Genomic DNA, 22119 nt, shown 5'->3' on the forward strand with positions numbered 1-22119 from the left:
ACGCAAGCCTCGCGTCGCGCCGGGCCGCCCGCCCCGAGCCGCAGACCAGAGCCCGCGGCGCGCTCAGGGCGACGGCGGCGGCTCGGGGAGCTCGGTCATCATGCCGAGCGTCTGCGCGCCGGCCGCCTTCGCGCCGTCGAGCACCTCGACGACGGTGCCGTAGACGGCGGCGTCGTCCGCGACCACGAAGACGATCCGGTCCTGCGGCCTGCTCTGGCGCTCGAGGAGCGGCCTGAGCTTGCCGACGAGATCGGCGCGCTCGACCCGCTCGTCGTTCACCATGAGCTCGCCCTGCGCGTTCACCCGGACGACCAGCTGGTCGGGCGGCGGAGGGGTGTCCTCCTTGACCTGCTCGGTGTCCGGCACGCGCACGCCGATGTCCTTCTCGAGCAGCGGCGTCACGACCATGAAAATGATCAGCAGCACCAGCACGACGTCGACGAGCGGCGTCACGTTGATGTCGGAGTTCAGCGGCACCGCCGGCTTCACGACGAACTTCCTCTTCGCGCGCGCGCTCATCGCCGCTACCTCCCCTTCAGCTCCTCGACCGCCAGCGACACGCTCTTGGCGCCCGACTTGCGCGCCGTCTCCATCACCCGGCGGACGTCGCCGAACGAGAGGCGCTGGTCCCCCTTGACGAGCACCTTGCGCCCCGGCTGCGCGGCGAACTCGCGCGTGAGCCGCTCGGCGAGCCCGGCCTCGTCGTACTGGTCGTTCTCGACCCACACCGTCTTCTCCAGCGTCACGGAGAGGATCAGCGGGTCGACCTCCTTCTTCTCCTCGTCCACCTTCGCGGCCTGCGGCAGCTTCACGTCCTTGCCGCGCTGGAGCATCGGCGTGACGACCATGAAGATGATGAGCAGGACGAGGACGACGTCGACGAGCGGCGTGACGTTGATCTCGCTCTTGGGGCCCTTCTGCGGGCCGACAGCCATCCCCATTGGAACGCTCGCTTCCCGGCTGGGCGCGTCAGCGCGCGCCTCGCCGCGGGCGCGCGGCGACGCGCGCCGCTCCCCGCGACCAGACAGGCGCCGTGTCGCGCGGGCTCTGTGTCAAGCGGCCTCGTCGGCGGCCGGCGCGAGGCGGCCGTCGAGCCGCTTCGCCACGATGTCGAGGAACTCGTTCGACGACTCCGAGATGTCGATCGCCCGGGCGTCGACCCAACCCTGGAGGTAGTTGTAGGCCATGACGGCCGGGATCGCGACGAGCAGGCCGAAGGCGGTCGTGACCAGCGCCTCCGCGATGCCCGCCGAGACGGTGCCGAGGCCGCCGGAGCCGGAGGCCGCCATCTGCTGGAACGCGGTCACGATGCCCATGACCGTCCCGAGCAAGCCGACGAACGGCGCCGTGGAGCCGACCGTGGCGAGCAGGCCGTAGCCGCGCTTCAGGCTGAGCACCTCGCGCTGCGCCTGCCGCTCCAGCGCGCGCGACACCGACTCGAACACGCCGTCGCGCTCGTGCCCCTGCGCCGGCAGCCGCGAGGGCGCGCTCGACGCGTAGGCGGCGAGCCCGGCGCCGATGACCCGGCCGAGATAGCCGATCTCCCCCGCGGGCTTGGCGGCGGCCCGGGCGCCGTCGAGCTCGCCCCGGGCGAGCATCGGCCCCACCCGCTCCGCGAACGCGCGCGAGGCGGCGCGCGACTTGAGCGACACGACGAGGCGCTCGCCGAAGACGATCAGGGACGACACGGACATGAGGGCCAGCGCGAAGACGATCAGCTTCGCGAAGAGCCCCATGTGGCCCCACAGCTCAATCAACGTGAATTGCATCGTCTCGCTCGCGCCTCCTGGCGCCCCCTGGTGTCGTGATGGTTTCAGCTATGCTGGATCAGCGCCTCTGGACGCCGCAGCGAACTCGACAGTACAGCAGAGCGTACCTACCCCGTGACCTTGTCTACTACGTGCCCCGTCCGTTCAACAACACCCGGCCGCCGGCGGTCAAGGGAGCTTGAGCCGGATGTTGAACACATAGTCGACCGAGACCGGGCGCCCCTGGTACATCACGGGGGTGTAGCGACGGCCCGAGAGCGCATCGAGGATCGCCCGATCCATGTGCGGGAGTGACTTGACCATCCGGCAATTGGTCAGCGAGCCGTCGGTCTTGATGACGCACTTGACAATCGCGAGCCCCTCCACCCGCGCGGCGAGCGCCTCGCGCGTGTACTGCGGATCTCGCCCCGAGATCATCGTCGGCCGGTTCATCCCGGCGCCGAACGGCAGCACCACGTTTTGCGGCGGCGCCGTACTGCCGAGCTGGCCGCCGAGCTGGCCGCCCAGCTGACCGCCGATCTGCCCGCCGACCTGGCCGCCGACGGTCCCCCCTTGAACGCCGCCCTCGACGCCGCCCTCGACGCCGCCGGGCTGCTCCGGGGCCTCTTGCTTGGGCGGCTCCGGCTCAGGCGCCTTGGCCTTGGGCTTCTCCGGCATGTCGTAAATGGTGTCCGGCGTCTTGACAGGCTTCGGCTGCTCGATCCGCTGCTCCACCTTCGGCGGCCGCTTCGCGCCGCCGCCCGGCGGAGGCGGCGGCGGCGGGGGCGGCGGGGGCGGCGGCGCCGGGGCGAAGAACGTCACCTCGACGTCCTTCTGCTTCTCGACCCGAGGGCGCGTGGCCTGCCAGAGGAGGGCCCCCGCGATCGCCGCGTGGGCGACGATGGAGAGCATTGCGCCCGTCCCGAGACGCCCCTGGGTGGCGGTGGTGCGACCGAGTACCGAGTCGAACATGGGGGGTCGTAACTCCTAGAACTCGAGCTGATCTGCGTCGATGGGCCGCGACGTGTGGGGGCGTGCGGCGCCTACCCGGAGTGCACAAGCGAGCAAGTACTACAAAAAAGTCTATTGTCTCGCGCGATTCCTGTCTAGGGTAAGGAGGGACTCGAGGGGCCTACACTTCTGGAGGGAATTCCGTGAAGTTTCTCGAAAAGAGGATGAAACACGGAGCGCGCTCACCACGTGCGCCGTGGGGGATGTGGGCGGCGTTGCTGCTGCTCGCCATGACTTTGTTGACCGCGGCCCCGGCGCTCGCGCAGACGGGCAACAGCGTTCTGATCGGACGGGTAATTGACGCCTCGAGCAAAGCGCCCGCCGCCGATGTGGTCGTGACGGCGACGTCGCCCGAGCTGCAAGGGGAGCAGCTCGTGGTCACGGACGGCACCGGCCAGTACCGTATCCCGAACCTGCCGCCAGGCGACTACACACTCCGCCTGGAGAAGGAGTCGTACAAGCCTTACGTGCGCAGCGGAATCGCGGTCCGCACCGGGACGACGATCCGCGTCAACGTGGAGCTGCTCCCGGAGGCGCTGAAGGCGGAGGAGATCGTCGTGGTCGGCCGCGCGCCGACGGTCGACGTCGGCTCGAGCACGGTGGGCCAGAGCATCACGGGGGACTTCACGCGGCGCATCGCCGTGGCGCCCCCGACGGGCAAGGGCGCGGCGTCGCGCTCGTTCGAGTCGGTCGCGGCGATCACGCCCGGCGCGCAGGCGGACGAGTACGGCACGTCGATCGCCGGCACGTCGTCCCCCGAGAACCAGTACGTGATCGACGGCCTCTCGGTGAACGACCCCGCATACGGGATCATCGGCACGCCGCTCACCATGGAGTTCATCAAGGAGGTGAACGTGGTGGCCGGCGGGTACATGCCCGAGTACGGCCGCGCGACCGGCGGCGTCCTCGACGTCGTGACGAAGAGCGGCGGCAACACGTTCCAGGGCTCGGTCTTCTTCAACATCACGCCCGGCGCGTTCGAGGGGAAGATCAAGGAGGTCCGCCGCCAGGGCGACACCATCCAGACCGACACGCGCCTGTCGTCCATCCGCGACTACGGCTTCGAGGTCGGCGGCCCCATCCTGAAGGACAAGCTCTGGTTCTACGCGGGCGCCGCGATCGCGTTCAAGAGCTACGAGATGGAGCGCAACCTGTTCGCCACGCGCTACGACCCGACCACCTTCGAGCCGGTGAAGGATCCCGAGACGAATTTCAACGTCGTCGACCGGCTGCCGGGCACGCAGCGGTTCTACCGCGCCGAGGAGCAGACGCTGCAGTACCTCGGCAAGCTGACCTACCAGATCAACCCGGATCACAGCATCGCGCTCTCGGTCTACGGATCGCCGCAGTACTCCGGCGGCGACGGCAACTTCGGGTTCGACCCGGCGCGGGGCGTCGTCGAGGCGGCCAACATCACCGGCCGGTACAGCGCGATCGCGCACGAGTACGTGGCGTCGTCCACCGACGTCGCGCTGAAGTGGGCGTCGGCGTTCAACAACAAGACCCTCCTGTTCGACGCGACGCTCGGCTGGCACAACCAGCGCAGCGCGCGGCTGGCCCCGGACGGCTCGGAGATCGCGTCGAACGAAGGCCTGTCGGGCAGGCCCTTCGTGCTCTGGGCGAGGTTCGACCCCCACCGGCGCTCGATCTACGAGTTCGAGAAGCTCTCGCCCGAGGCCCGGGCGATGTGCGAGCCGCTGCGCAACGCGGACGGCGAGGTCGTCGCGGTGCCGTGCGCGGTGCGCACGTACTGGGACGGCGGCCCCGACTTCCTCGACGACGCGTCGCTCAACCGCTTCCAGCTCAAGGCGATGGTGACGAGCATCTTCGAGGGGCTCGGTCACCACGTGGTCAAGGCCGGCATCGACGGCGAGATCACGACGTACGAGCACATCAAGGCGTACGCGGGCGGCACCAGCTACCAGGAAGAGGGAGACGGGTCGGCCTTCCACGACGAGCGACAGCTCGGCTTCCTGACCGGTCCCGAGGGGTACGTGATCCAGGACAAGGTCACCGTGAACACGCTCGGGGCGACGATCGGCGCGTTCGTGCAGGACAGCTGGAGCATCCTCGACCAGGTGACGCTGAACATCGGGCTGCGCTACGACGCGCAGTACCTGTACGCCGGCGACGGCAAGCTCGGGCTGGCGCTCGCGAACCAGTGGTCGCCGCGCGTGGGCGTCGTCTACGACATCACGCAGCAGGGCCGCTCGAAGGTGTTCGCGAACTTCGCGCGGTATTACGAGAGCGTCCCCCTCGACATGATGGATCGCGCCTTCGGCGACGAGCGGAACATCCGCTCCTACCACGTCGCCGGCCCGGGGGGCTGCAACCCTGCCGATCCCGTGGACGGGAAGGGCTACGGCGAAGGGCAGTGCCGGAACGACGCGAACCGGCCCACGATCCTTGGGGACTACGACCCGAACCGCGAGTGGCTCACGCTCGGCGGCGGCAAGTCCCCGGTGGATCCCGACCTGTCGCCGCAGTCGTCGGACGAGCTCGTGATCGGCGGCGAGTACGAGATCATCGAGAACGCGCGCCTCGGCGCGACGTACACGAAGCGCTGGATGAACAACGTCATCGAGGACATGAGCCGCGATGAGGCGAACACCTACTTCATCGGCAACCCCGGCAAGGGGATCGCGAAGGACTTCCCCGAGGCGACGCGCGACTACGACGCGCTGACCCTCTATTTCCAGAAGGCCTTCGCCGACCTGTGGCTCGCCCAGGCGAGCTACACGCTGTCCTACCTGCGCGGCAACTACCCGGGCCTCTTCAGGCCCGAGACCGATCAGCTCGATCCGAACATCAACACCGAGTTCGATCTGGCCTCGCTCCTCGTCAACCGCGACGGGGCCCTGCCCGGCGACAACACGCACGAGATCAAGATCTACGGCGCGAAGACGTTCGTGCTCCCGAACAACATGCTCATCGATCTCGGCCTCACCTACCGGTCGCGCTCCGGCGCCCCGATCGACTACTGGGGCTCGCACTACCTGTACAGCTACGACGAGTCGTTCATCCTGCCCCGCGGCGCGGGCGGCCGGCTGCCCTGGCAGCACAACTTCGACGGCCACCTCGGCTATTCGGTCAAGCTCGCGAAGGACAGCGAGCTCACCGTCAGCATGGATGTCTTCAACATCTTCAACTTCCAGGAGATCGTCGCGGTGGACCAGCGCTACACCACGGCCGACGTGAACCCGTGCGTCAATGGAACGATCGAGCAGCTCGAGGCGACCCCGACGTGCGTCACCACCACGGACGGCCAGCCGCTCAAGGAAACGGCCAAGAACCCGAACTTCGGCAAGCCGACGCAGTACCAGACGCCCCGGCAGTTCCGGTTCGGCGCGCGGGTCACGTTCTAGGCGCGGCGCGCGCGTGAAAGGAAGCAAGCGATGAAGAGGCGATGGCTTGTTTGGATGACGGGGCTCGCGGCGCTCTCACCGCTCGCGGCGATGTCGCCGGGCTGCTCGCAGCCCAAGCCCGAATGCACGGTCGGCACCGCGCTCGTATCCCCGTTCGCGGCGAAGTTCACGCTGATCGACGGGGATGAGGAGAGCCCCTGCGGCCGGAAGGCAGGCACGGTCGAGCGCGTCGGGATGCAGGCGTACAACCCCAACGAGAACGGCGACCAGATCCCCGACAGCGATAAGAAGCTCGTCGCGATCCAGACCGAGGAGTTCGGCGGCTGGTCCCGCGGCGGCGCCACGGTCGACCCGAACCCGGACCTGAACCCGTTCGCGGTCGGGTTCTTCACGTCGATCGAGCCGGATGACAACGAGATCTGTACGGTGTCGTCGCTCGATCCTGCCGAGGTGGTGGTGCTGCCCTCTGGCGAGGGCGGCGCCGGCGGCGAAGGCGGCGCTGGTGACGGCGGCGCTGGCGGCGAGGGCGGCGCTGGCGACGGCGGCGCCGGCGGCGAGGGCGGCGCTGGTGACGGCGGCGCTGGCGGCGAGGGCGGCGCTGGTGACGGCGGCGCCGGCGGCGAGGGCGGCGCTGGTGACGGCGGCGCTGGCGGCGAGGGCGGTGCTGGTGGCGCCGGTGACGGCGGTGCTGGTGACGGCGGCGCTGGCGGCGCTGGTGACGGCGGCGCTGGTGACGGCGGCGCTGGCGGCGCCGGTGACGGCGGCGCTGGCGGCGGCGGCGAGCCGACGCTCGAGCCGGGATCGCGCAAGCTCGAGTGGCGCAACGTGCGCCTGTACGTGACGTCGGCCAACCTCGGGAATCAGTTCGAGGCTGAAGTCACGTACTCGGAAGAGAGCTGCTCGGCGACGTACAAGGTCGTCGGGGTGTGGCCGATGGTCGATTGTCAGGTCTACGGCGAGAACCCCGATCCCGAAGGCGATCCGCTCCCCACGGGCAAGGGGGATGAATCCATCTGCCAGGATCCGCTCTCCGGCATCTCCCCGGACCTCAAGGTGAAGTGCGACCCCGTCGCCTTCGTCTGCGTGCTCGACTCGGAGTCGATCCCCGCCTTCAAGAAGTAGGCATCCCCGCGGGCGCGACGCCCATCGTCGCGCCCGCGCTGCTCCGGTTCCCCCCTCCCCTCACGCCCTCAAGGCGCCGGCTTGACGGCGAGCCTCTCCAGCGCCGCGCACCCGGCGCCGCTCGCGATCTCGAGCGTGGCCGTGAGCGCGCACAGGCGCGACGCCCTCCCGAGCGCGGCCGGATCGCCCGACACGATGGCCCGCTTGGACTCGTGCACGGTGCGGGACGACAGCATCGTCCGCGCGCGCGGGGGCAGCTCCGCGCTGCGCGCCGCGAGCACCTCGCCGAGCTTCGGCCCGGGATCGGCGGACGGCACCCACGTCCAGACCGACGCGAGCAAGGCCTCCGCGAACGCCGCGCGCAGCTCGTCGCCGCCGCGCGCGCCCTCGCACGGCAGCGCCGGACCGGTCGGGCCGACGTCCGTGGCGAGGAGCCTCCGCTGCGCGATCCGCCGGAGCAGGTCGTTGCTCACGCCGGCGATCTTGCCGTCCTCCTCCGAGAACGCCCCCGCCTTGAACCGCACGGCGAGCGCGGCGCACTTCTCGTCGCGCTCGGCGCGGCGCCGCTGCTCCTCGCGCGCCCTCTCCTCGGCGCGCTCCCGCTCCTCGCGCTCGCGCGCCTCGCGGGCCTCCACCTCGGCGCACTGCTCGATCCGCTCGGCCACGCGCCGCTGCTGGTCGCTCGCCGCGCGGCCGAGATCGCCCTGCGCGATCTCGCGGACGGCGCACACGTCCGGGCGCGCGAGGAGCGCGTCGACCCGCTTGCGGGCGGTCTGGACCCGCACGATCACCGAGAGCGCCGCCACGATGACGAGCGCCGAGACCGCGATCGAGCCGAGCTTGCGGATCTGCCGGCGGCGATACGCCTTGGCGAGCGCGCCGCCGCCGCTCTCGTCGAGCAGCTTGCGGCAGCGGCCGATCATCGCCTGCCATTGCGACACGTCCTCCGCGAGCGCCTGGAGCGGCTCCGCGAAGGGGCGATCGCGCCGGACCTTGTTCGCCAGCCGCTCCAGGCACAGGCTCACGTCCGGCGCCTGCCCGTGGTTGGTCACCTCGGCGACCCCCTCGAGCAGCCCGCCGATGCGCCCCGCGTAGACGTCCCACGCGACCACGGCCTCGGTCTGGCTGTCGCCGAGCTGCTCGATCGCCGCGCGCACGTCCTCCATGGGGAGGAGGCGCTCGACGTCCTCCCTGCGGACGCCGGCGAGCTTCGCCGCCTGCTCGATCCCGCGCTGGAAGCCGCCGAGGAGCCCCTCCGGGGCGAGCTCCCGGAGCCCGTCCGGCACCCGGCTGGCCTGGATGCACGCGCCGGCCTGGTGCAGAGGCCCCATCGCGCAGATCAGGAAGGTGCCCCCGAGCTTCACTCCCATCGCACCGTCGCTCTCTCTACCGCGGACGGCGCGGCGCGGAAAGGCTCGCCGCGATGTCCGCGGCGCATCGGCGCATCGGCGCATCGGCGCATCAGGGGCGGCCGCGCGGGGCCTCGAGATCCCAGAGGGCGTAGAGCACGTCGACGTCGTACTCGGTGTGTCGCCAGCCCGGGTGCAGCCGGTAGCTGCGCGGGAGCAGGCCCGCGCGCTGGATGGCGTCGGTCTGCTCGGCGAAGGTGTAAAGATACATGCTCACGCCGGACAGCTCGACGTCGGAGAGCGGGCGCGCGGCGCGCTCGTGCATCCTGACATGCGGCCTGCGCTCGACGATGCTCACCAGCATCCGGCCGCCGGAGCGCATCGCGCCGGCGAGGTTCTTGAGGACGAGCGCGAGATCGTCGCAGAACTCCAGCGTTCCGAGGGCGAGCGCGACGTCGAACCGCCCCCACGAGCGGGGGATCGGGGCGTGGTAGTCGTGCCGGTGGTAGGCGCCGTGGGGGCGCTTCTTGCGGGCGATCTCGAGCATGCGCTCGGCGATGTCGAAGCCCACGACGTCGATGGACGGCGGGAGATCGCGCGTGAGGTGGCCCGGACCGCAGCCGGCGTCGAGCACGCGGCCCCCCTCGGGGACGGCGTCGCGCAGGAACGCGCGCACGGGCTTCTCGTAATGCTGGATGTCCTTCCAGGTGGAGACGTAGTCGGGCGCGAAGTCCTCGTAGTAGTCGACGAGGCGCTCGATCCGGGTCGCTCGCTTCATGACGCGCTCTTCAGGTGATGTCGTCGACCGCCTGGACGGTCTCCTGGATGTCGTGCTGGTGCGTGTAGCCGAGGATCTCGCGCGCCCGCGTGTCGTCGACCATGCACACGTAGCGGATGTGATCGAGCTCGGGGGCCGGGAACGAAGTCGCCCGGAACCGCCAGAGCCGCGGGATGATCGTCTGCATCACGAAGTGAGGGATCGCGGCGCGCGCGCGCCCGGTCATGTCGATGACGCGCGAGAGCGGCAGCGGCGCCGGCCCCGCGAGGTTGAAGATCCCGCGCACGCCCGGGCGGAGCGCCGCGGCGATCGCGGAGACCACGTCGTCCTGGTGGATGACCTGCACCATCGGATCGAAGCCGAGGAGCGTCGGGATGACGTTGAGCCGGAGGTAGTTCGACGGCGCGTTGCGCACGGAGCCGAGGATGTGGACGGGCCGGAGGATGACCGTCTCGGTCTGCGGGTGCTTCCAGAAGAACGACTGCGCCAGCATGTCGACCTCGATGAGGTCGCGGATCTCGCTGAACGACGCGCCGCCGAGCAGCGGCGCGTCCTCGGTGATGAACTGCGGGTTGTCCGCGCGCGGCCCGTAGGCGTTCGCGCTCGACAGCACGATGAGCTTGGGCACGTCGTACTGCGCGACGAACTCGAGCAGCCGCTGGAAGCCGGCGAGGTTCCAGCTGTGGTGCTCCATCTGGCTGGCCCGCGGGTCGTGCATGACCCCGAGGTGGACCACGGCGGCGAGCTGCTCCTGGCGGAAGATGTCCTGGGTCTTCTTGCGGCGGATATCGATCTGGTGATGCTCGATGTCCTTGGGGCGGCCGTCGAAGCTGCGCCGGTCGACGCCGATCACGCGCCGCTCGCGGTGCAGCCGCCGCGCCAGCCGCCGTCCGAGACGGCCGCAGATGCCGGTGATGAGGATGGGCCGGAGGGACGGATCGGTGTCGGCGCCGGGGCGGCGGGCTCGACCGAGCATGCGTTCGCTCATCGGAGCGACGGTCGCTTCGAGGAGGCCGATGGTCAAGCCCTTCCTGGCGGTGCAGGCCCACGCGAGGTTTGCTATCGTCCCGCGCCCATGGCCAGCAGAACGACGCTCGCCAGGCTGAGTCACTTCGTCTCCCACAGCGCGTTGCCGCTCGCGAGACTCGGGGTCGACAGCCTGCGCGGCACGATCGACGACGCGACCATCCGGCTGCTCGGTCAGGACTTCGAGGACCGGCTGCGCCGGGTCGCGCTGCCGCACGCCGCGGACGGGGTGGATCCGTTCGGGCTCGACCGCGAGTGGGCGAAGTACGCGGTCGGGGTCGCGGCGTTCTTTCATCGCTTCTATTTCCGGACCGAGGTGTTCGGCATCGACCGCATTCCGACCGGCCGGGTCCTCTTGATCGCCAACCACTCCGGCCAGCTCCCGTTCGACGGCATGCTCATCGCGGCCTCGCTGTTCCTCGACGCGGAGCCGCCGCGGGTGATGCGGAGCATGGTCGAGAAGTGGACGCAGACCCTGCCGTTCGTGGCGACCTTCTTCTCGCGCGTGGGCCAGGTGGTCGGCGTGCCCGAGAACGCGCGGCGGCTGCTCGACATGGGCGCGGCGATCCTTGTGTTCCCGGAGGGGACGCGCGGGATCTCGAAGGGGTTCTCGAGCCGGTATCAGCTGCTCGATTTCGGGCTCGGGTTCATGCGGCTCGCGCTCGAGACCGACACGCCGATCGTGCCCATCGCCGTGATCGGGGGCGAGGAGCAGTACATCTCGCTCGGCAACCTGGAGTCGGTGTCGAAGGCGCTCGGGATGCCGACATTCCCCATCATCCCCCAGCTGCTGATCCCCGGCGGGCAGATGCCGCTGCCGACGCGATACCGGATCTACTTCGGCGAGCCCATGACGTTCCACGGCGACCCCGACGACGACGACGCGGTGATCCAGGAGAAGGTCGCGCTCGTGAAGGGCCGGATCCAGTCGATGCTGAACCGCGGGCTGAAGGAGCGGAAGAGCGTCTTCTGGTGACCGCGCGGCGCGGGCGGGCGCCGGCGCGGCGGGCGCTCAGGCGCCCGCCAGCGTGACCACGGCCTCGGGGCCGAGCGAGACGACGCGCGCGCGGCCGCCGAGGATGGCGGGCTCGTTGCGGAGGCCGTGGCCGATCGGCAGCCCGGCGACGACGGGGACGCCCAGCGGGAGCAGCCTGTCGCGCAGGACCTCGTCCACGGTGACGCCGTCCGGGCCTGGGGGGCACTGCTCGAAGTCGCCCAAGACCACCGCCGCGGCCGGCGCGAGGTGGCCGCCGACCTCCAGCGTCGCGAGCATGCGATCGATGCGGTAGGGCCGCTCGGTGACGTCCTCGAGCAGGAGGACGCACCCCTCCGGCACGCGCAGGCGGCCGGCCGCGGCGCAGGCGTGGAGCAGGGCGAGGTTGCCGCCGAAGAGCGGCCCCTCGGCGGCGCCGGCGCGCAGCGTGGTCAGGCCGTCGAAGCGGCGCTCGCCCAGCGGATCTTCGAGGGCGCGGAGCAACGCGGCGCGGGCGCGGGCGTCGCCGCGGCCGAGCGCGGTGACGTGGGCGCCGTGGAGCGACGCGACGCCGGCGCGCGCGGCCTCGACGTGCAGGGCGGTGACGTCGGAGAAGCCGACGATCCAGCGAGGGCGCTCGGCGAGGACGCTCCAGTCGATCCGGTGGACGAAGCGGTTCGCGCCGTAGCCGCCGCGGGCCGCGAAGATGGCGCGCACGTCGGGGTGGGACAGCGCGCGGGCGAGCTCGTCCATCCTCCGCGCGTCGCTGCCGGCGAGGTAGCCGGTCCGCGCGAACAGCCCGCGGCTGGAGGGCGCCGAGAGCGACGGCTCCCCGCCCTTGCGGCTGTCGCCGGCGAGCGGAGGGCCCGCGCCGGTGTCGAAGAGCACGCGGTAGCGCTGGGCCAGCCAGCCGAGGCCGACCCGCGCGAGGACGTGCTCGAACGGGCTGGAGGGGGCGATCACGGCGACGGTGTCGCCCGGCCGGAGCGCCGGGGGGAGGATCAGAGAGGGCACGTCGCCCCTGTGCCTCGGTGGCTCAATCGCTCTCCGTTGCGCGGCTACGGAGCGCCGGCGTCGTCGTCGAGGAACTCCACGTCTTCCGCGTCCTCGTCGATATCGATGTCGTGGGAGTCAGGCAGGGGCGGCGGCGCGGGCGGGTGGACCGACGGCCGGAGCGCGGCCCCGGCCGCCGCTGCCGGCAGCGGCGGGGCTGCGGACACCGGCGGCGGCGCAGGGGCCGCGGACGCGAGAGCAGCGGACCCGGCGCCTGCGGACGCGGGCGCCTGCGCGGGATCTCCGTAGTAGGCCTCTCCGCCGTCGCCGATGCCGCCGTACGGCGGCGGCGCAACGTCGTCGCCGCCGTAGCCCGGCGCCGCCGCGTACTCGCCGCCGTAGCCCGGCGCCGCCGCGTACTCGCCGCCGTAGGCCGCCGGCGCCGCCGCGTGGTCGCCGCCATAGGCCGGCGCCGCCGCCGCGTAGTCGCCCTCGTAGGCCGGCGCCGCCGCCGCGTAGTCGCCCTCGTAGCCCGGCGCCGCCGCCGCGTAGTCGCCCTCGTAGCCCGGCGCCGCCGCCGCGTACTCGCCCTCGTAGGCCGGCGCCGCCGCCGCGTCGTCGCCGTAGCCGGGCGCCGCCGCGTAGCCGTCGAGATCCGACCCCGGCGCAGCGAACGCGGGCGCGTCGGGAGGCGCCGGCGGCGCAACGTGGCCGGCGCCCTCCGGCGAAAGCTCCTGCCCCTCGGTCGGCGCCGCGTACACGTCGGCGGCGCCGCGGCTCGCCTCGCCCTCGGCCGCCGCGAGCGACGCGACGCCGTAGGCCTCGGCCTGCGGCTCCGGCGCGCCCTCGAGCGCCTCCGGGCCGGCCACCCCGGGGCCGTCCGCCGGCAGCGCGTCGGCGCCGGCGGGCACCTCGCCGCCCGCATAGCCGTTGCTCACCGCCGCGGCAGCGACGATCTCCGCGCCGGGAACGTCGAGGACCGGCACCCGGGGCGCGAGCGGCGGCTCGGTCAGGGGCAGGCCCGGCGGCCGGGTCGGCAGCACGGGCGGCGGGGGGGTGCGCTTGAGCTTGCCGGTCTTCGCCCGCTCGAGGCCCGCCGTCGCCTCCGGATCGCCCGCCTTCATGCGGAGGACGCGGCGCCAGGCGTCCGCCGCCTCCCGCCCCTCGCCGAGCTCCTCCTCCCAGAGGCGCGCCACCTTCCTCGCGAGCTCCGCCCGCTGCGCGGGATCGCGGCCGCGGAGGATCTGGTCCTCGTACAGCTGGATCATGCCGCGGTGATCGCCGAGCTCCTGCAGGAGGCCGGACAGCTCGTTCATCACGTCCTGGTCCGAGGGCGACAGGTCGTGGAGCTTCTTCAGATCCACCGCGGCGCCCGGCCGGTCGCCGAGCACGTCGCGGCGCAGCCTGGCCCGCCGCTGGAGGAGCTTGCGCACGAGCGGGCCGTCGAACACCTCGTCCAGCGCGCGGTTCAGCGTCGCGCCCACGCGGGGCAGGTCGCCCACCGCGCGGCCGAGCGCCTCGAGCGCGTCGAGCGACGCGTCGTCGACGTGCGCGAGCACGGCGTCGCCGAGCCAGCCGAACGCGCGGTCGACGTCGCCGAGATCCTGGTAGGCGATCGTGGCCGCGCGGCGCAGCAGCGCCGCCCGGGTGCGGCCGCCGTCGCGCGAGCCCTGGCCGCCGGCGGCGAGCGCATCGACGAGGATCGTGCGCAGCGCGGTCGACTGCGACCGCGCGTCGTCGTCCCGCGCCACCTGCTCGAGCGTGGCGATCGTCTCCTCCTGGACGCCGCCGCCGAGGGCCAGCTCGAAGAAGCTCCTCGCCCGATCGATGGCGCCGCGCTCGCAGGCGATCTGGGCGGCGCGGACGAGCGCCGCGAGGCGATCGGCCGGCGTGCGGCACCGGCTCACCTGGCGCTCGAACAGGTCGATGATGAGGCTCGGGGCCTCGGCCAGCGCCGCGAGCCGCTGGAGCAGCGGCTCGACCTCGGCGGTGGGCACGCTCGCCAGCGCGCCCTCGCCGTGGTGGATCGACTCCAGCGGATCGGCGCCCAGGGCGACCCGGACCTCGGCCTGCCGCACGAGCTCGGCCGCGCGGGCGGTCCCCGAGAGATCCCTGGCGCGGAGCTCGTGCGCGACGGCGAGGGCCTCGCGATCCCGGAGCCCCACCGCGATCGCCTCGAGCCGCTCCGCGAGGACGGCGTCGGCGGTGCGCGACCGCGCGAGCTCCACCCCCACGCGCGCGGCGTCGCGGTGGTAGCCCACCTCCACGAACCTGTCGAAGGCGCCGCGCAGGGCGAGATCGCGCCCCGCGCGCGCGATCGACTCGTTCCAGGCGACCAGCTTCGTCGCGACGAGCCCCTTCCACCCGAGCCGGTCGCCGAGCGCGACGTACGCCTCCCGGCTCGGCTCGTCGCCCTGATCGGCGAGCCGCTCCAGGAGGGAGATCGCCTCGTCGCTCCTGCCGAGCGTCTGGTCCAGGATCTCGGCGAGGCGGCGGGTCATCTTCGACGCCTCGTCCTCGTCGCCCTCCACCTCGATCAGCGCCGCGAGGAGGCGCGCCACCTTCGGCCAGTCGTTCAGGCGCTCGGCGAGCCGCTGGAGCCGCGCGATCGCGTCGAGGTCGTCCGGCTCGGCGGCGTGGACGACCTCGAGCGCCCGGACGGCGCCGTGCGGATCGTCGAGCGGGCCCTCGTACAGCGCGGCGAGCCGCTGCGCGATGTCGACGCGATCGGGGCCGTCGACGAACGCGAGCTCGCGCTCGAGCGCGCCGGCGACGCCCCGCAGGTTGCCGCGCCGCTCCTCCAGCTCGGCGATCCCCCGGAGCGCGATCCGGTTCTGCGGATCGAGGTCCGTGACGACCATCTCGTAGCGCGCGATCGCCGCCTCGAGGTCGCCGGATCCCTCCGCGAGCATGCGCGCCTCGCGCAGGGCGAGCGAGATCTTGCCGGGCTCGCTGTCCGTGAGCGCGCTGAGCCGGTGGAGGAGCTCGGCGCCGAGCTGGACGTCGCCGCGCTCGCCGGCGTCGTCGGCGAGCCGCGCGAGCGCCTCGGCGTCCTCGCCGTCGGAGAGCAGGAGCGCGAGCGTCGCGCGCTCCCCGTCGCGATCGCCGAGCTCGCGCTGCGCCGCCGCGGCGGCCCGCCGCGCCGCGACGCGCGCCGCCCGGTCGCCGAGCAGCTCGGCCCGGCCGAGGAGGAACCGCACGAGCTCGTGCAGGCGGTTCGTGCGCCGGTAGAGGTCCTCGATCGCGGGGGCGCAGGCGTCGCTCGCGGGGTCGATCTCGATCGCGCGCTCGACCCGGTCGAGCGCGCCCTCGACGTCGCCGGCGCTGAGCAGCAGCTCCGCGGCCTGGACGAACAGCGCCGGGCGCGCCTTGCGGTCCGCGAGCAGCGCGCGCTCGCAGACCGCCCTCGCCGCCTCGACGAGCCGGCCCGCCGCGACGTAGGCCTTCTCCGCGAGCTCCCACAGCTTCGGCTGCCGCAGAAGCTCGGCCGCCTGGCTGTAGGCGTCGCCCGCGGCGCCCGGCTCGTCGAGCCGGCTCCGGAGCTCGCCGAGCCTCTGGAGGAGCGGCCCGCGGGTGAGCTTGTCCTGGAACCGGGAGGCCGCGTCGGCGAGGACGTGCGCGGCGAGGTCGAACCGCTCGCCCCGCTCGAAGAGCTTGACCGCGGACTGGACCGCCGTGCCGTCCTCGGGCGACAGGCTGGCGACGCGCACCCACGCCTCCGCGGCCGCGATGGGATCGCGGCGCTTCTGCTCGTGGAGCGAGACGAGCTTCTTCTCGATCTCGATCTTCTGCGCGACGTCCGGGGTCGCCGCGGCCTCCTGCTCGAGCAGCGCGGCGAGGTCGTCCCAGCGGGAGCTCCGCTCGAGCAGCCGCCGCAGCTCGGCCTGGGCCTGCGCGTCGCCGGGATCGAGCTCGGAGAGCAGCCGGAAGGCCTGGACCGCCGTGTCGACGTCGCGCAGCTGCGCCTCGCACAGCCCCGCGACGTCGCGCAGCTGCGCCTTCCTGCGCTCGACGGGCGCCGTGGGGACGCGCGCCGCCGCGAGCAGCGCGTCGCGCAGCTCGGCGAACATGCGCTTCTGGCGGAGGTGCTCCTCGAGCTGCGTCAGCGCGTCCAGGTTGGCGGGGTCGGCCTTGAGCACCTCGCGCAGCCTGGCGAGCGGCAGCGGCTTTCGGGGCTGGGTCGGCTCGTCGCCAACTAGCGGCGGCGGCTCCGGCGCGGCCGAGGCGTCGGGCGAGAGAGGCGCCGGCGCGGAGCCGGGCGCGGCCTGCGCCGGGCCGGATCTCGGCGCGGCAGCGCTCCGCAGCGACGCCGGCGCGTCCGGGGCCGCGGCCGCCGGCGCGAACGCGGCCACCGCCGGCTGGACCAGCTCCGCCGCGCCCGCGGCCGAAGGCGGCGAAGGCACGCTGGAGGGCGGCACCGGCGGCCCCGAGGGCGCCCGCTCGGGAGCCGCGGCCGAGGCGGGCGGCGCCGAGGGCGCCCGCGCCGGCGCGGGGATCCCCGGGGGCATCGACGGCAGCCGCGGCGGGGGCGGCAGCACGGACGCCCGCTTGCGCGCCTCGGCCGCCATGAACCCGTTCGGGTTCACCTGGAGGTAGGCGAGGTAGCGCGGGCGGAGCTCGGCGGTGCGGCCCAGCTGCTTTCCGTAGTGATCGGCGAGCTGCATCGCGCGGTCGTGGCCCGGCAGCGCGCGGAGGGCGTACACCGAGTACGAGTAGCCGTACTCCCCGTCGTACGTCTCCGCGAGCGCGACGAAGAGCTCCGCCGCCTCGTCGCGCTCCGGCTGCGGCACCGGCTCGCCGGCCTCGATGCGCTCGACGATGGCCACGCCGAGCGCCTGGATCAGCCCCACGTCGTGCGGCACGAACGCGCGCGCGCTCCGCAGCGCCGCCGTGGAGCCGGCGAGGTCGCCCGCGCGGCGCCGGATGTCGGCCTCGTCGCGCAGCAGGGCGAGCCGCCGCTCCGGGTCGTCGATGAGCGCCTGCTCCATCGCGAAGTACGGGATCGCCTCGGCGTACTGCTGCTGCGCCTTCAAGAGCTCGCGCGCGGCGTAGATCGCGTAGACGTTGTGCGGGTCGAGGTCCGCGAGGCGGCGCCAGTTCTCCAGGGCGCGCTCCGGCCGGGACAGCGGCGGCTCGCCCCACAGCCGGCCGAGCTCCTCGTGGAGCGTCGAGAGCTGCGCGCGCACCTCGGGCCGCTCGAAGAGCAGCGGCGTGAGCGCCTTCACGAGCCGCTCCAGGAGCGCGACGAGCGCCTTCTGATCGCCCTTGTCGCGGTAGAGCTGCGCCAGCCGCTCGGCCGCCGTCCGCTGCGTCGGATCCTTGTCGATGGCGATCATGAGCGTCCGCGCGGCGTGGTGCGCGTCGCCGATCGTGGTCGACCACACGTTCGCGGCCTCGCTCAGCCAATGCGCTGCATACGACGGATCCGCGGTGGAGCTGCCGACGCGCTCGAGCAGCATGGCGTACGAGCGCGGGTCCTGCTCCCCGGCTCGGTGCGCATACGCCAGGGCCTCAGCGTCATGCGGATTCGTGACGAGGCGCTGGATGAGCGTTTCCATCTCCCGGGGATCCATCGGTGCGCGGCGAAGTTACACGTTAGCCTCCGGCTCGTACAGCGACTCTCGGCCCGATCCGCGAAAGGTCGCCGCTGCTTCTCGCGCCCGCGGGCCCACGTCGACGAGCGGTTTCCGGCGTCCGCGTCGGCGCGCGCTGTCTGCGCCGCGCGCCGCGCGCGTACCGTCATCAGTCGAATTTCACATACGGCTTGCGCGACTGCTGCGGCCTGCGCTTCGGCGCCGGCGCCGAGGGAGCGCCCGCGGGCTCGTGAGCCGCGCTGGCGGCGGCCGTGGGGAGCGGCGCGGGGGCCGGCGGCGGCGCCGCCGCGGCGGGCTCCGCGGCGGACGGCGCGGCGGGAGGCGCGGCGGGAGGCGGGGCCGGGCGTGCGAGCGCGCCCGCGAGCGCCCTGGCTTCCAGCGCCACCCCCTTCTCTAGGCTGCGCACGCCGCCGTCGGCGGGGCGCCGGAGCTCGCGCACGGCGAGCACCGTCACGATCAGGGACAGGGCGACCGTCCCCACGGCGACGCGCGAGGTGAGCTTCCGCGGCGCGGGGCGCGACGTGCTCGGCGGCAGCGAGGCGTCCGCGCCGTCGCCCACCACCGCGAGCAATTCGCTGGTCGCGCCGACCTCAGCCGGCTGCGCCGGGGCGGGGCGCTCGCGGCTCAGGCTCGGCCTCGCCTCGTCCATCGCGCGATCGAGCTCCGCGATGAACTCCTGCGCGCTCCGCGGCCGCTCCTCGGGCCGCTTGGCCAGCGCGCGCTGCAGGAGCTCGGAGAGCGACGGCGGTATCCCGGCGTCCGGCGCCGCCTCGAGCGCCGGCGCCGGCGACGACTTGATGTGCCTCGCCATCACGACGACCGCGTCGTCGTCGATGAACGGCGGCCGCCCGACGAGCATCTGATAAAGCAGCACGCCGAGCGAGTAGAGGTCGCTCCGCGCGTCGAGGGGCTTACCTTGCGCCTGTTCCGGAGACATGTAGCGCGGCGTTCCGAACACCGTGCCCGCCTGGGTCTCGAGGGCGTCGACCGGCCGCTCCGTGCCGGTCATCACCTTCGCGATGCCGAAGTCGAGCACCTTGCAGATCTCCTCGTGCTCGCCCGCGGGGGGCCTCGCCAGGAACAGGTTGTCCGGCTTGAGGTCCCGGTGGATGATCCCCTTGTCGTGCGCCTCGGCGAGCGACAGGAGCGCGTGCCGGGCGAAGCGGGCGGCGTCGCCGACGCGCAGGCGCCGGAGCCGCTTGAGCCGCTGCCCGAGCGATTCGCCCTCCAGCAGCTCCATCGCGAGGTAGAGCGAGCCGTTGCTCCACGTCGGCCCCTCGCCGGGCGAGCTCTGCTCCGCGGAGCGGCCGCGGCCGAAGGCGGCGTCGGTCGCGTCGTCCACGATCTCGCCGAAATCGAAGACGGTGACCGTGTGCGGCGACCGGAGGAGGCTCATCGCGCGCGCCTCGCGCGTGAAGCGGGCCTTGGCCTGCGCGTCGAAGGCCCGGTCCGAGCGCAGGATCTTGATGGCCACGTCGCGGCCCATCGCCTCCTGGCGCGCCCGGTACACCGTGCCCATCGACCCGGCGCCGAGCTTGCCTACGACCACGAACCGATCCGCGATCGTGATCCCCAGGAACGGATCCCCCTCGGCCTCGGCGAGCGCCTCGCGGCTCACGAGGGCCAGCCCGTCGTGGGGGCAGCGCGGCAGCCTGGCGGACGGACCGGTCTGGGAAGCGCGATCGCCGGCGGGGGGCGGGAGCAGGCTGGACGAGCTCCTCGCGTCCGGAGCGACCGGCGCGAGGTGGTGGCACCGCGGACAGATCAGCGCCGTCCGGCTGGGCTCGCCGGGCGATCCGGGTGCGCTGGAGGAGAGCTGGCCGTCAGCTGTAGGAGCTACCACCGCGATGGGGGTGATCGTCCGTCACTTGGGCCCACATCGCAAGGCCCACGACGGGCCCGCAGCAGGAGGCCGACAGCCGAACAGCGAGACATCGCCGCAGGACGCCTCGCTGCAACAGACATCGCTACAGAATCGCTGCGTTTGTTCAGGATGGTTGACGCACATGCCACTCCGGCACTCCTCGTTCGTGTCGCACGCGACGCCGACGGCGGCGATGCTGTCCTCGCGCAGCAGCCTCGCGCACGCACGGACGGTCGAGCCGTCGCCGGTCGCGACCTCGGCGCAGCCGACGTTGCGCATCGCGTCGCGGGGCGCGGCCGGGCACGTGTCCGAGGAGCAGCACGGGATCGTGCAGCGGAGGTCCCCGTCGACGTCGTCCCCGTCGACGTCGTCCCCGCCGACGTCGGCACAGAGGCCGGAGGAGCAGTCCGCGTCCTCCTCGCACCGCTCGAGGTAGCCGCCGCGGCCGGGACCGACGCGCTGGCACGCCCAGGCCGAACCGGCAGCGACGAGGTCCGTCGTGAGCCGGCACGCGGCCCCGTTCATCGCGCAGTTGGTGTCCGAGCAGCAGGTGTCGACGCAGACGCCTTCGTCGCAGATGCCAGAGCGGCACTCGCCGGGCGAGGCGCAGGCCGCGCCGGCGAGGCGCGCCCCCACCTCGGGCCGGCCGACGTCCCGGCCGATGCGGCAGACGCCGCTCCCGCCGCCGTCGGGGATCCAGCAGACCGCGTCCCGGACGGGATCGCAATCGCTCGAGCTGCAGCACGCGCGCGCGCAGACGCTCGGCCCCTCGCCGCCGAAGCGCGCGGGATCGAGGCAGAAATCGTGCGATCCGCAGCCGTCGTGATCGTCGCAAGGGGCGCCCAGCGCGCGCTCGAGCTGCGTGTCGACGCAGGCGCCGTCGCTGCAAAGGGCGCCCTCGGGGCACGCCGGGGGTCCGATCGCGCCCTCCTCCGAGCAGAGCACCGTGCCCAGCTTGCCGTCGACGAGGACCTCGCACCCGACGCCGAGCAACGCGAGCGCCGGGAGCCCGCGGACGAGCCTCCGCCCCGCGGCGCCGAGGCCCATCAGAACTGCACCTCCAGCCGGGCTCCCGCGGCGCCCAGCGACACGCTGACGCGCGCCGCCTCCTCCGCTGCGCGGGCGGCGAGCGAGGGCGGAGCGCCGTCGCGGCCCGGGATCGCGGCGCCCTGGAGGGCGGCCGAGAGCGGGCGAGAGGCGCGCGGGCTCGCCGCGGGGGCCCGCGGCGACAGGTACAGGTAGAGCGCCGCCGCGCCGGAGAGCCCGGCGACCAGCAGGGCGACGTCCGCGGCGACGGCGCACTGGTGGGCGGCGCTCGCGTCGGCCTGCAGGTCGGCGACCGAGACGCCGCCGCCGGTGCGCTTGCCGGAGCCGGGATCCCGCGCCACGGCGAGGGCGGCGAACACGCCGCCGACCGCGAGGGACCCCGCAGCGATGCCCCCGCTGACGTAGAGCCAGGCCCCGTACGGCCTCACGCCGTTCGCCGCCCCGGAGCGGCGCGGCAGGCGCGGCAGATACGGCAGCGCCGTGGGGGCCTGCGCGGACGGGGACGGCGAAGGCGGCGGCGGCTTCGCGCTGGAGAGCTCCCGCTTCGCGCCCTGCAGCCGCTTGAGGACCGCCGCGACCTCCTCACGCTCCTTCGGGAGCGCTTCCATCTCGAGATAGCGACGGTAGTAGTGCTCTGCCTGCTCGATCTCGCCCAGCCGCTCGTGGATGACCGCCAAGTTGTAGATGAGCTCTTTGCCCTCGGGATCGAGCGCCACCGCGGCCTTCAGCTTCGCGATGGCCGCGCGGTACTCGCCGTGCTGGTAGAGTCCCTGCGCCTCGTCGTGCAGCGCGGTCGCTTGCTCGATGCGGCTCCGCTTCTCCGCCGACTCCTGCGACGGCGGCGTCGCGGGGCGGGCCGGCGCGCCGACCTGGGACGCGCTGCCCTGCGGCAGCGGCGCGGCGCCGGGCGGCGCGGGCGCGGGCGGCGCGGGCGCGGGCGGCGCGGGCGCGGGCGCGCCGAGCGGCGCCGGCGAGGGCATCTGCGCGGCCGCCGCCGGCGGCGCTCCGAGCGAGGCCGCCGCCAGCGCGCAGGCGAGGCGCACGACGATGCGCCCGGCCTCGGGGCCGATCGAGAGCGGCGGGCGCGCGGCACGGTTCGTCACGGCCGCCCACCATAGCGTAACTTCCGCGCACGGCGCGGCCTCTTGCGTGGCGCGGGCCCGCGCGGCGCGGCGCGCGCCGCCTCGGCCGCGGCCTGCGCCGCGCTATCCGCTTCCATCGCCGGCGCGCGGCGCTGGCCATGGGGCGC

At 73.3% G+C, this 22119-nt stretch carries 15 protein-coding genes; 3 read left to right on the forward strand and 12 right to left on the reverse strand.

The window, feature by feature from the left end:
- Positions 1-63 precede the first annotated feature (63 nt).
- The 4 genes from WMF26_RS25655 to WMF26_RS25670 all read right to left on the reverse strand — a co-directional run bounded on the left by WMF26_RS25655 (position 64) and on the right by WMF26_RS25670 (position 2720).
- Positions 64-519 (reverse strand): ExbD/TolR family protein, encoded by a 456-nt coding sequence (locus WMF26_RS25655; protein ID WP_437948836.1) that lies wholly within the window; start codon positions 517-519, stop codon positions 64-66.
- A 5-nt stretch (positions 520-524) separates the two neighbouring features.
- Positions 525-941, reverse strand: coding sequence for an ExbD/TolR family protein (locus tag WMF26_RS25660; RefSeq protein WP_020737071.1), 417 nt, complete (start codon positions 939-941; stop codon positions 525-527).
- A gap of 111 nt (positions 942-1052) precedes the next feature.
- Positions 1053-1769 carry a MotA/TolQ/ExbB proton channel family protein gene (locus WMF26_RS25665; RefSeq protein ID WP_437994819.1) on the reverse strand — a complete coding sequence of 239 codons (717 nt, stop codon included), beginning with the start codon at positions 1767-1769 and terminating at the stop codon, positions 1053-1055.
- A gap of 168 nt (positions 1770-1937) precedes the next feature.
- On the reverse strand, positions 1938-2720 hold the full coding sequence (locus WMF26_RS25670; RefSeq protein ID WP_437994820.1) for a TonB family protein: 783 nt from the start codon (positions 2718-2720) through the stop codon (positions 1938-1940).
- Between the two features lie 242 nt (positions 2721-2962).
- Between WMF26_RS25670 and WMF26_RS25675 the strand changes: the two genes are divergently transcribed.
- On the forward strand, positions 2963-6124 hold the full coding sequence (locus WMF26_RS25675; protein WP_437994821.1) for a TonB-dependent receptor: 3162 nt from the start codon (positions 2963-2965) through the stop codon (positions 6122-6124).
- A 30-nt stretch (positions 6125-6154) separates the two neighbouring features.
- The gene (locus WMF26_RS25680; protein WP_437994822.1) at positions 6155-7246 is read left to right on the forward strand and encodes a hypothetical protein; all 1092 of its coding nucleotides are present in this window, start codon (positions 6155-6157) and stop codon (positions 7244-7246) included.
- A 68-nt stretch (positions 7247-7314) separates the two neighbouring features.
- Here WMF26_RS25680 and WMF26_RS25685 read toward each other — a convergent pair whose 3' ends face one another.
- The 3 genes from WMF26_RS25685 to WMF26_RS25695 form a co-directional block, all read right to left on the reverse strand.
- Complete coding sequence (locus tag WMF26_RS25685; protein WP_437994823.1) at positions 7315-8616, reverse strand: hypothetical protein; 1302 nt, start codon at positions 8614-8616, stop codon at positions 7315-7317.
- Positions 8617-8707: 91 nt separating this feature from the next.
- Positions 8708-9373 carry a class I SAM-dependent methyltransferase gene (locus WMF26_RS25690; protein ID WP_437322288.1) on the reverse strand — a complete coding sequence of 222 codons (666 nt, stop codon included), beginning with the start codon at positions 9371-9373 and terminating at the stop codon, positions 8708-8710.
- A gap of 10 nt (positions 9374-9383) precedes the next feature.
- Positions 9384-10349 carry an NAD-dependent epimerase/dehydratase family protein gene (locus WMF26_RS25695; protein ID WP_044988736.1) on the reverse strand — a complete coding sequence of 322 codons (966 nt, stop codon included), beginning with the start codon at positions 10347-10349 and terminating at the stop codon, positions 9384-9386.
- 99 nt (positions 10350-10448) lie between these two features.
- Between WMF26_RS25695 and WMF26_RS25700 the strand changes: the two genes are divergently transcribed.
- The gene (locus WMF26_RS25700) at positions 10449-11375 is read left to right on the forward strand and encodes a lysophospholipid acyltransferase family protein (protein WP_061627322.1); all 927 of its coding nucleotides are present in this window, start codon (positions 10449-10451) and stop codon (positions 11373-11375) included.
- A gap of 36 nt (positions 11376-11411) precedes the next feature.
- On the opposite strand, the gene WMF26_RS25705 is transcribed toward WMF26_RS25700, so the two are convergent.
- From WMF26_RS25705 to WMF26_RS25725, 5 genes are all read right to left on the reverse strand, one after another.
- Positions 11412-12386, reverse strand: a complete 975-nt coding sequence (locus tag WMF26_RS25705) for a S66 peptidase family protein (protein WP_437994824.1) — start codon at positions 12384-12386, stop codon at positions 11412-11414.
- 44 nt (positions 12387-12430) lie between these two features.
- Positions 12431-17923 carry a hypothetical protein gene (locus WMF26_RS25710; protein WP_437994825.1) on the reverse strand — a complete coding sequence of 1831 codons (5493 nt, stop codon included), beginning with the start codon at positions 17921-17923 and terminating at the stop codon, positions 12431-12433.
- Positions 17924-18107: 184 nt separating this feature from the next.
- Positions 18108-19802 carry a serine/threonine-protein kinase gene (locus WMF26_RS25715; RefSeq protein ID WP_437994826.1) on the reverse strand — a complete coding sequence of 565 codons (1695 nt, stop codon included), beginning with the start codon at positions 19800-19802 and terminating at the stop codon, positions 18108-18110.
- Positions 19803-19823: 21 nt separating this feature from the next.
- The gene (locus WMF26_RS25720) at positions 19824-20870 is read right to left on the reverse strand and encodes a hypothetical protein (protein ID WP_437994827.1); all 1047 of its coding nucleotides are present in this window, start codon (positions 20868-20870) and stop codon (positions 19824-19826) included.
- Positions 20870-21973: a tetratricopeptide repeat protein gene (locus tag WMF26_RS25725; RefSeq protein WP_437994828.1), complete on the reverse strand. Its 1104-nt coding sequence runs from the start codon at positions 21971-21973 to the stop codon at positions 20870-20872. The genes WMF26_RS25720 and WMF26_RS25725 overlap by 1 nt, the downstream gene beginning before the upstream one ends.
- Positions 21974-22119: the final 146 nt, after the last annotated feature.

This window comes from Sorangium sp. So ce185, assembly GCF_051526825.1.
Classification (GTDB): Bacteria; Myxococcota_A; Polyangia; order Polyangiales; family Polyangiaceae; genus Sorangium; species Sorangium cellulosum_D.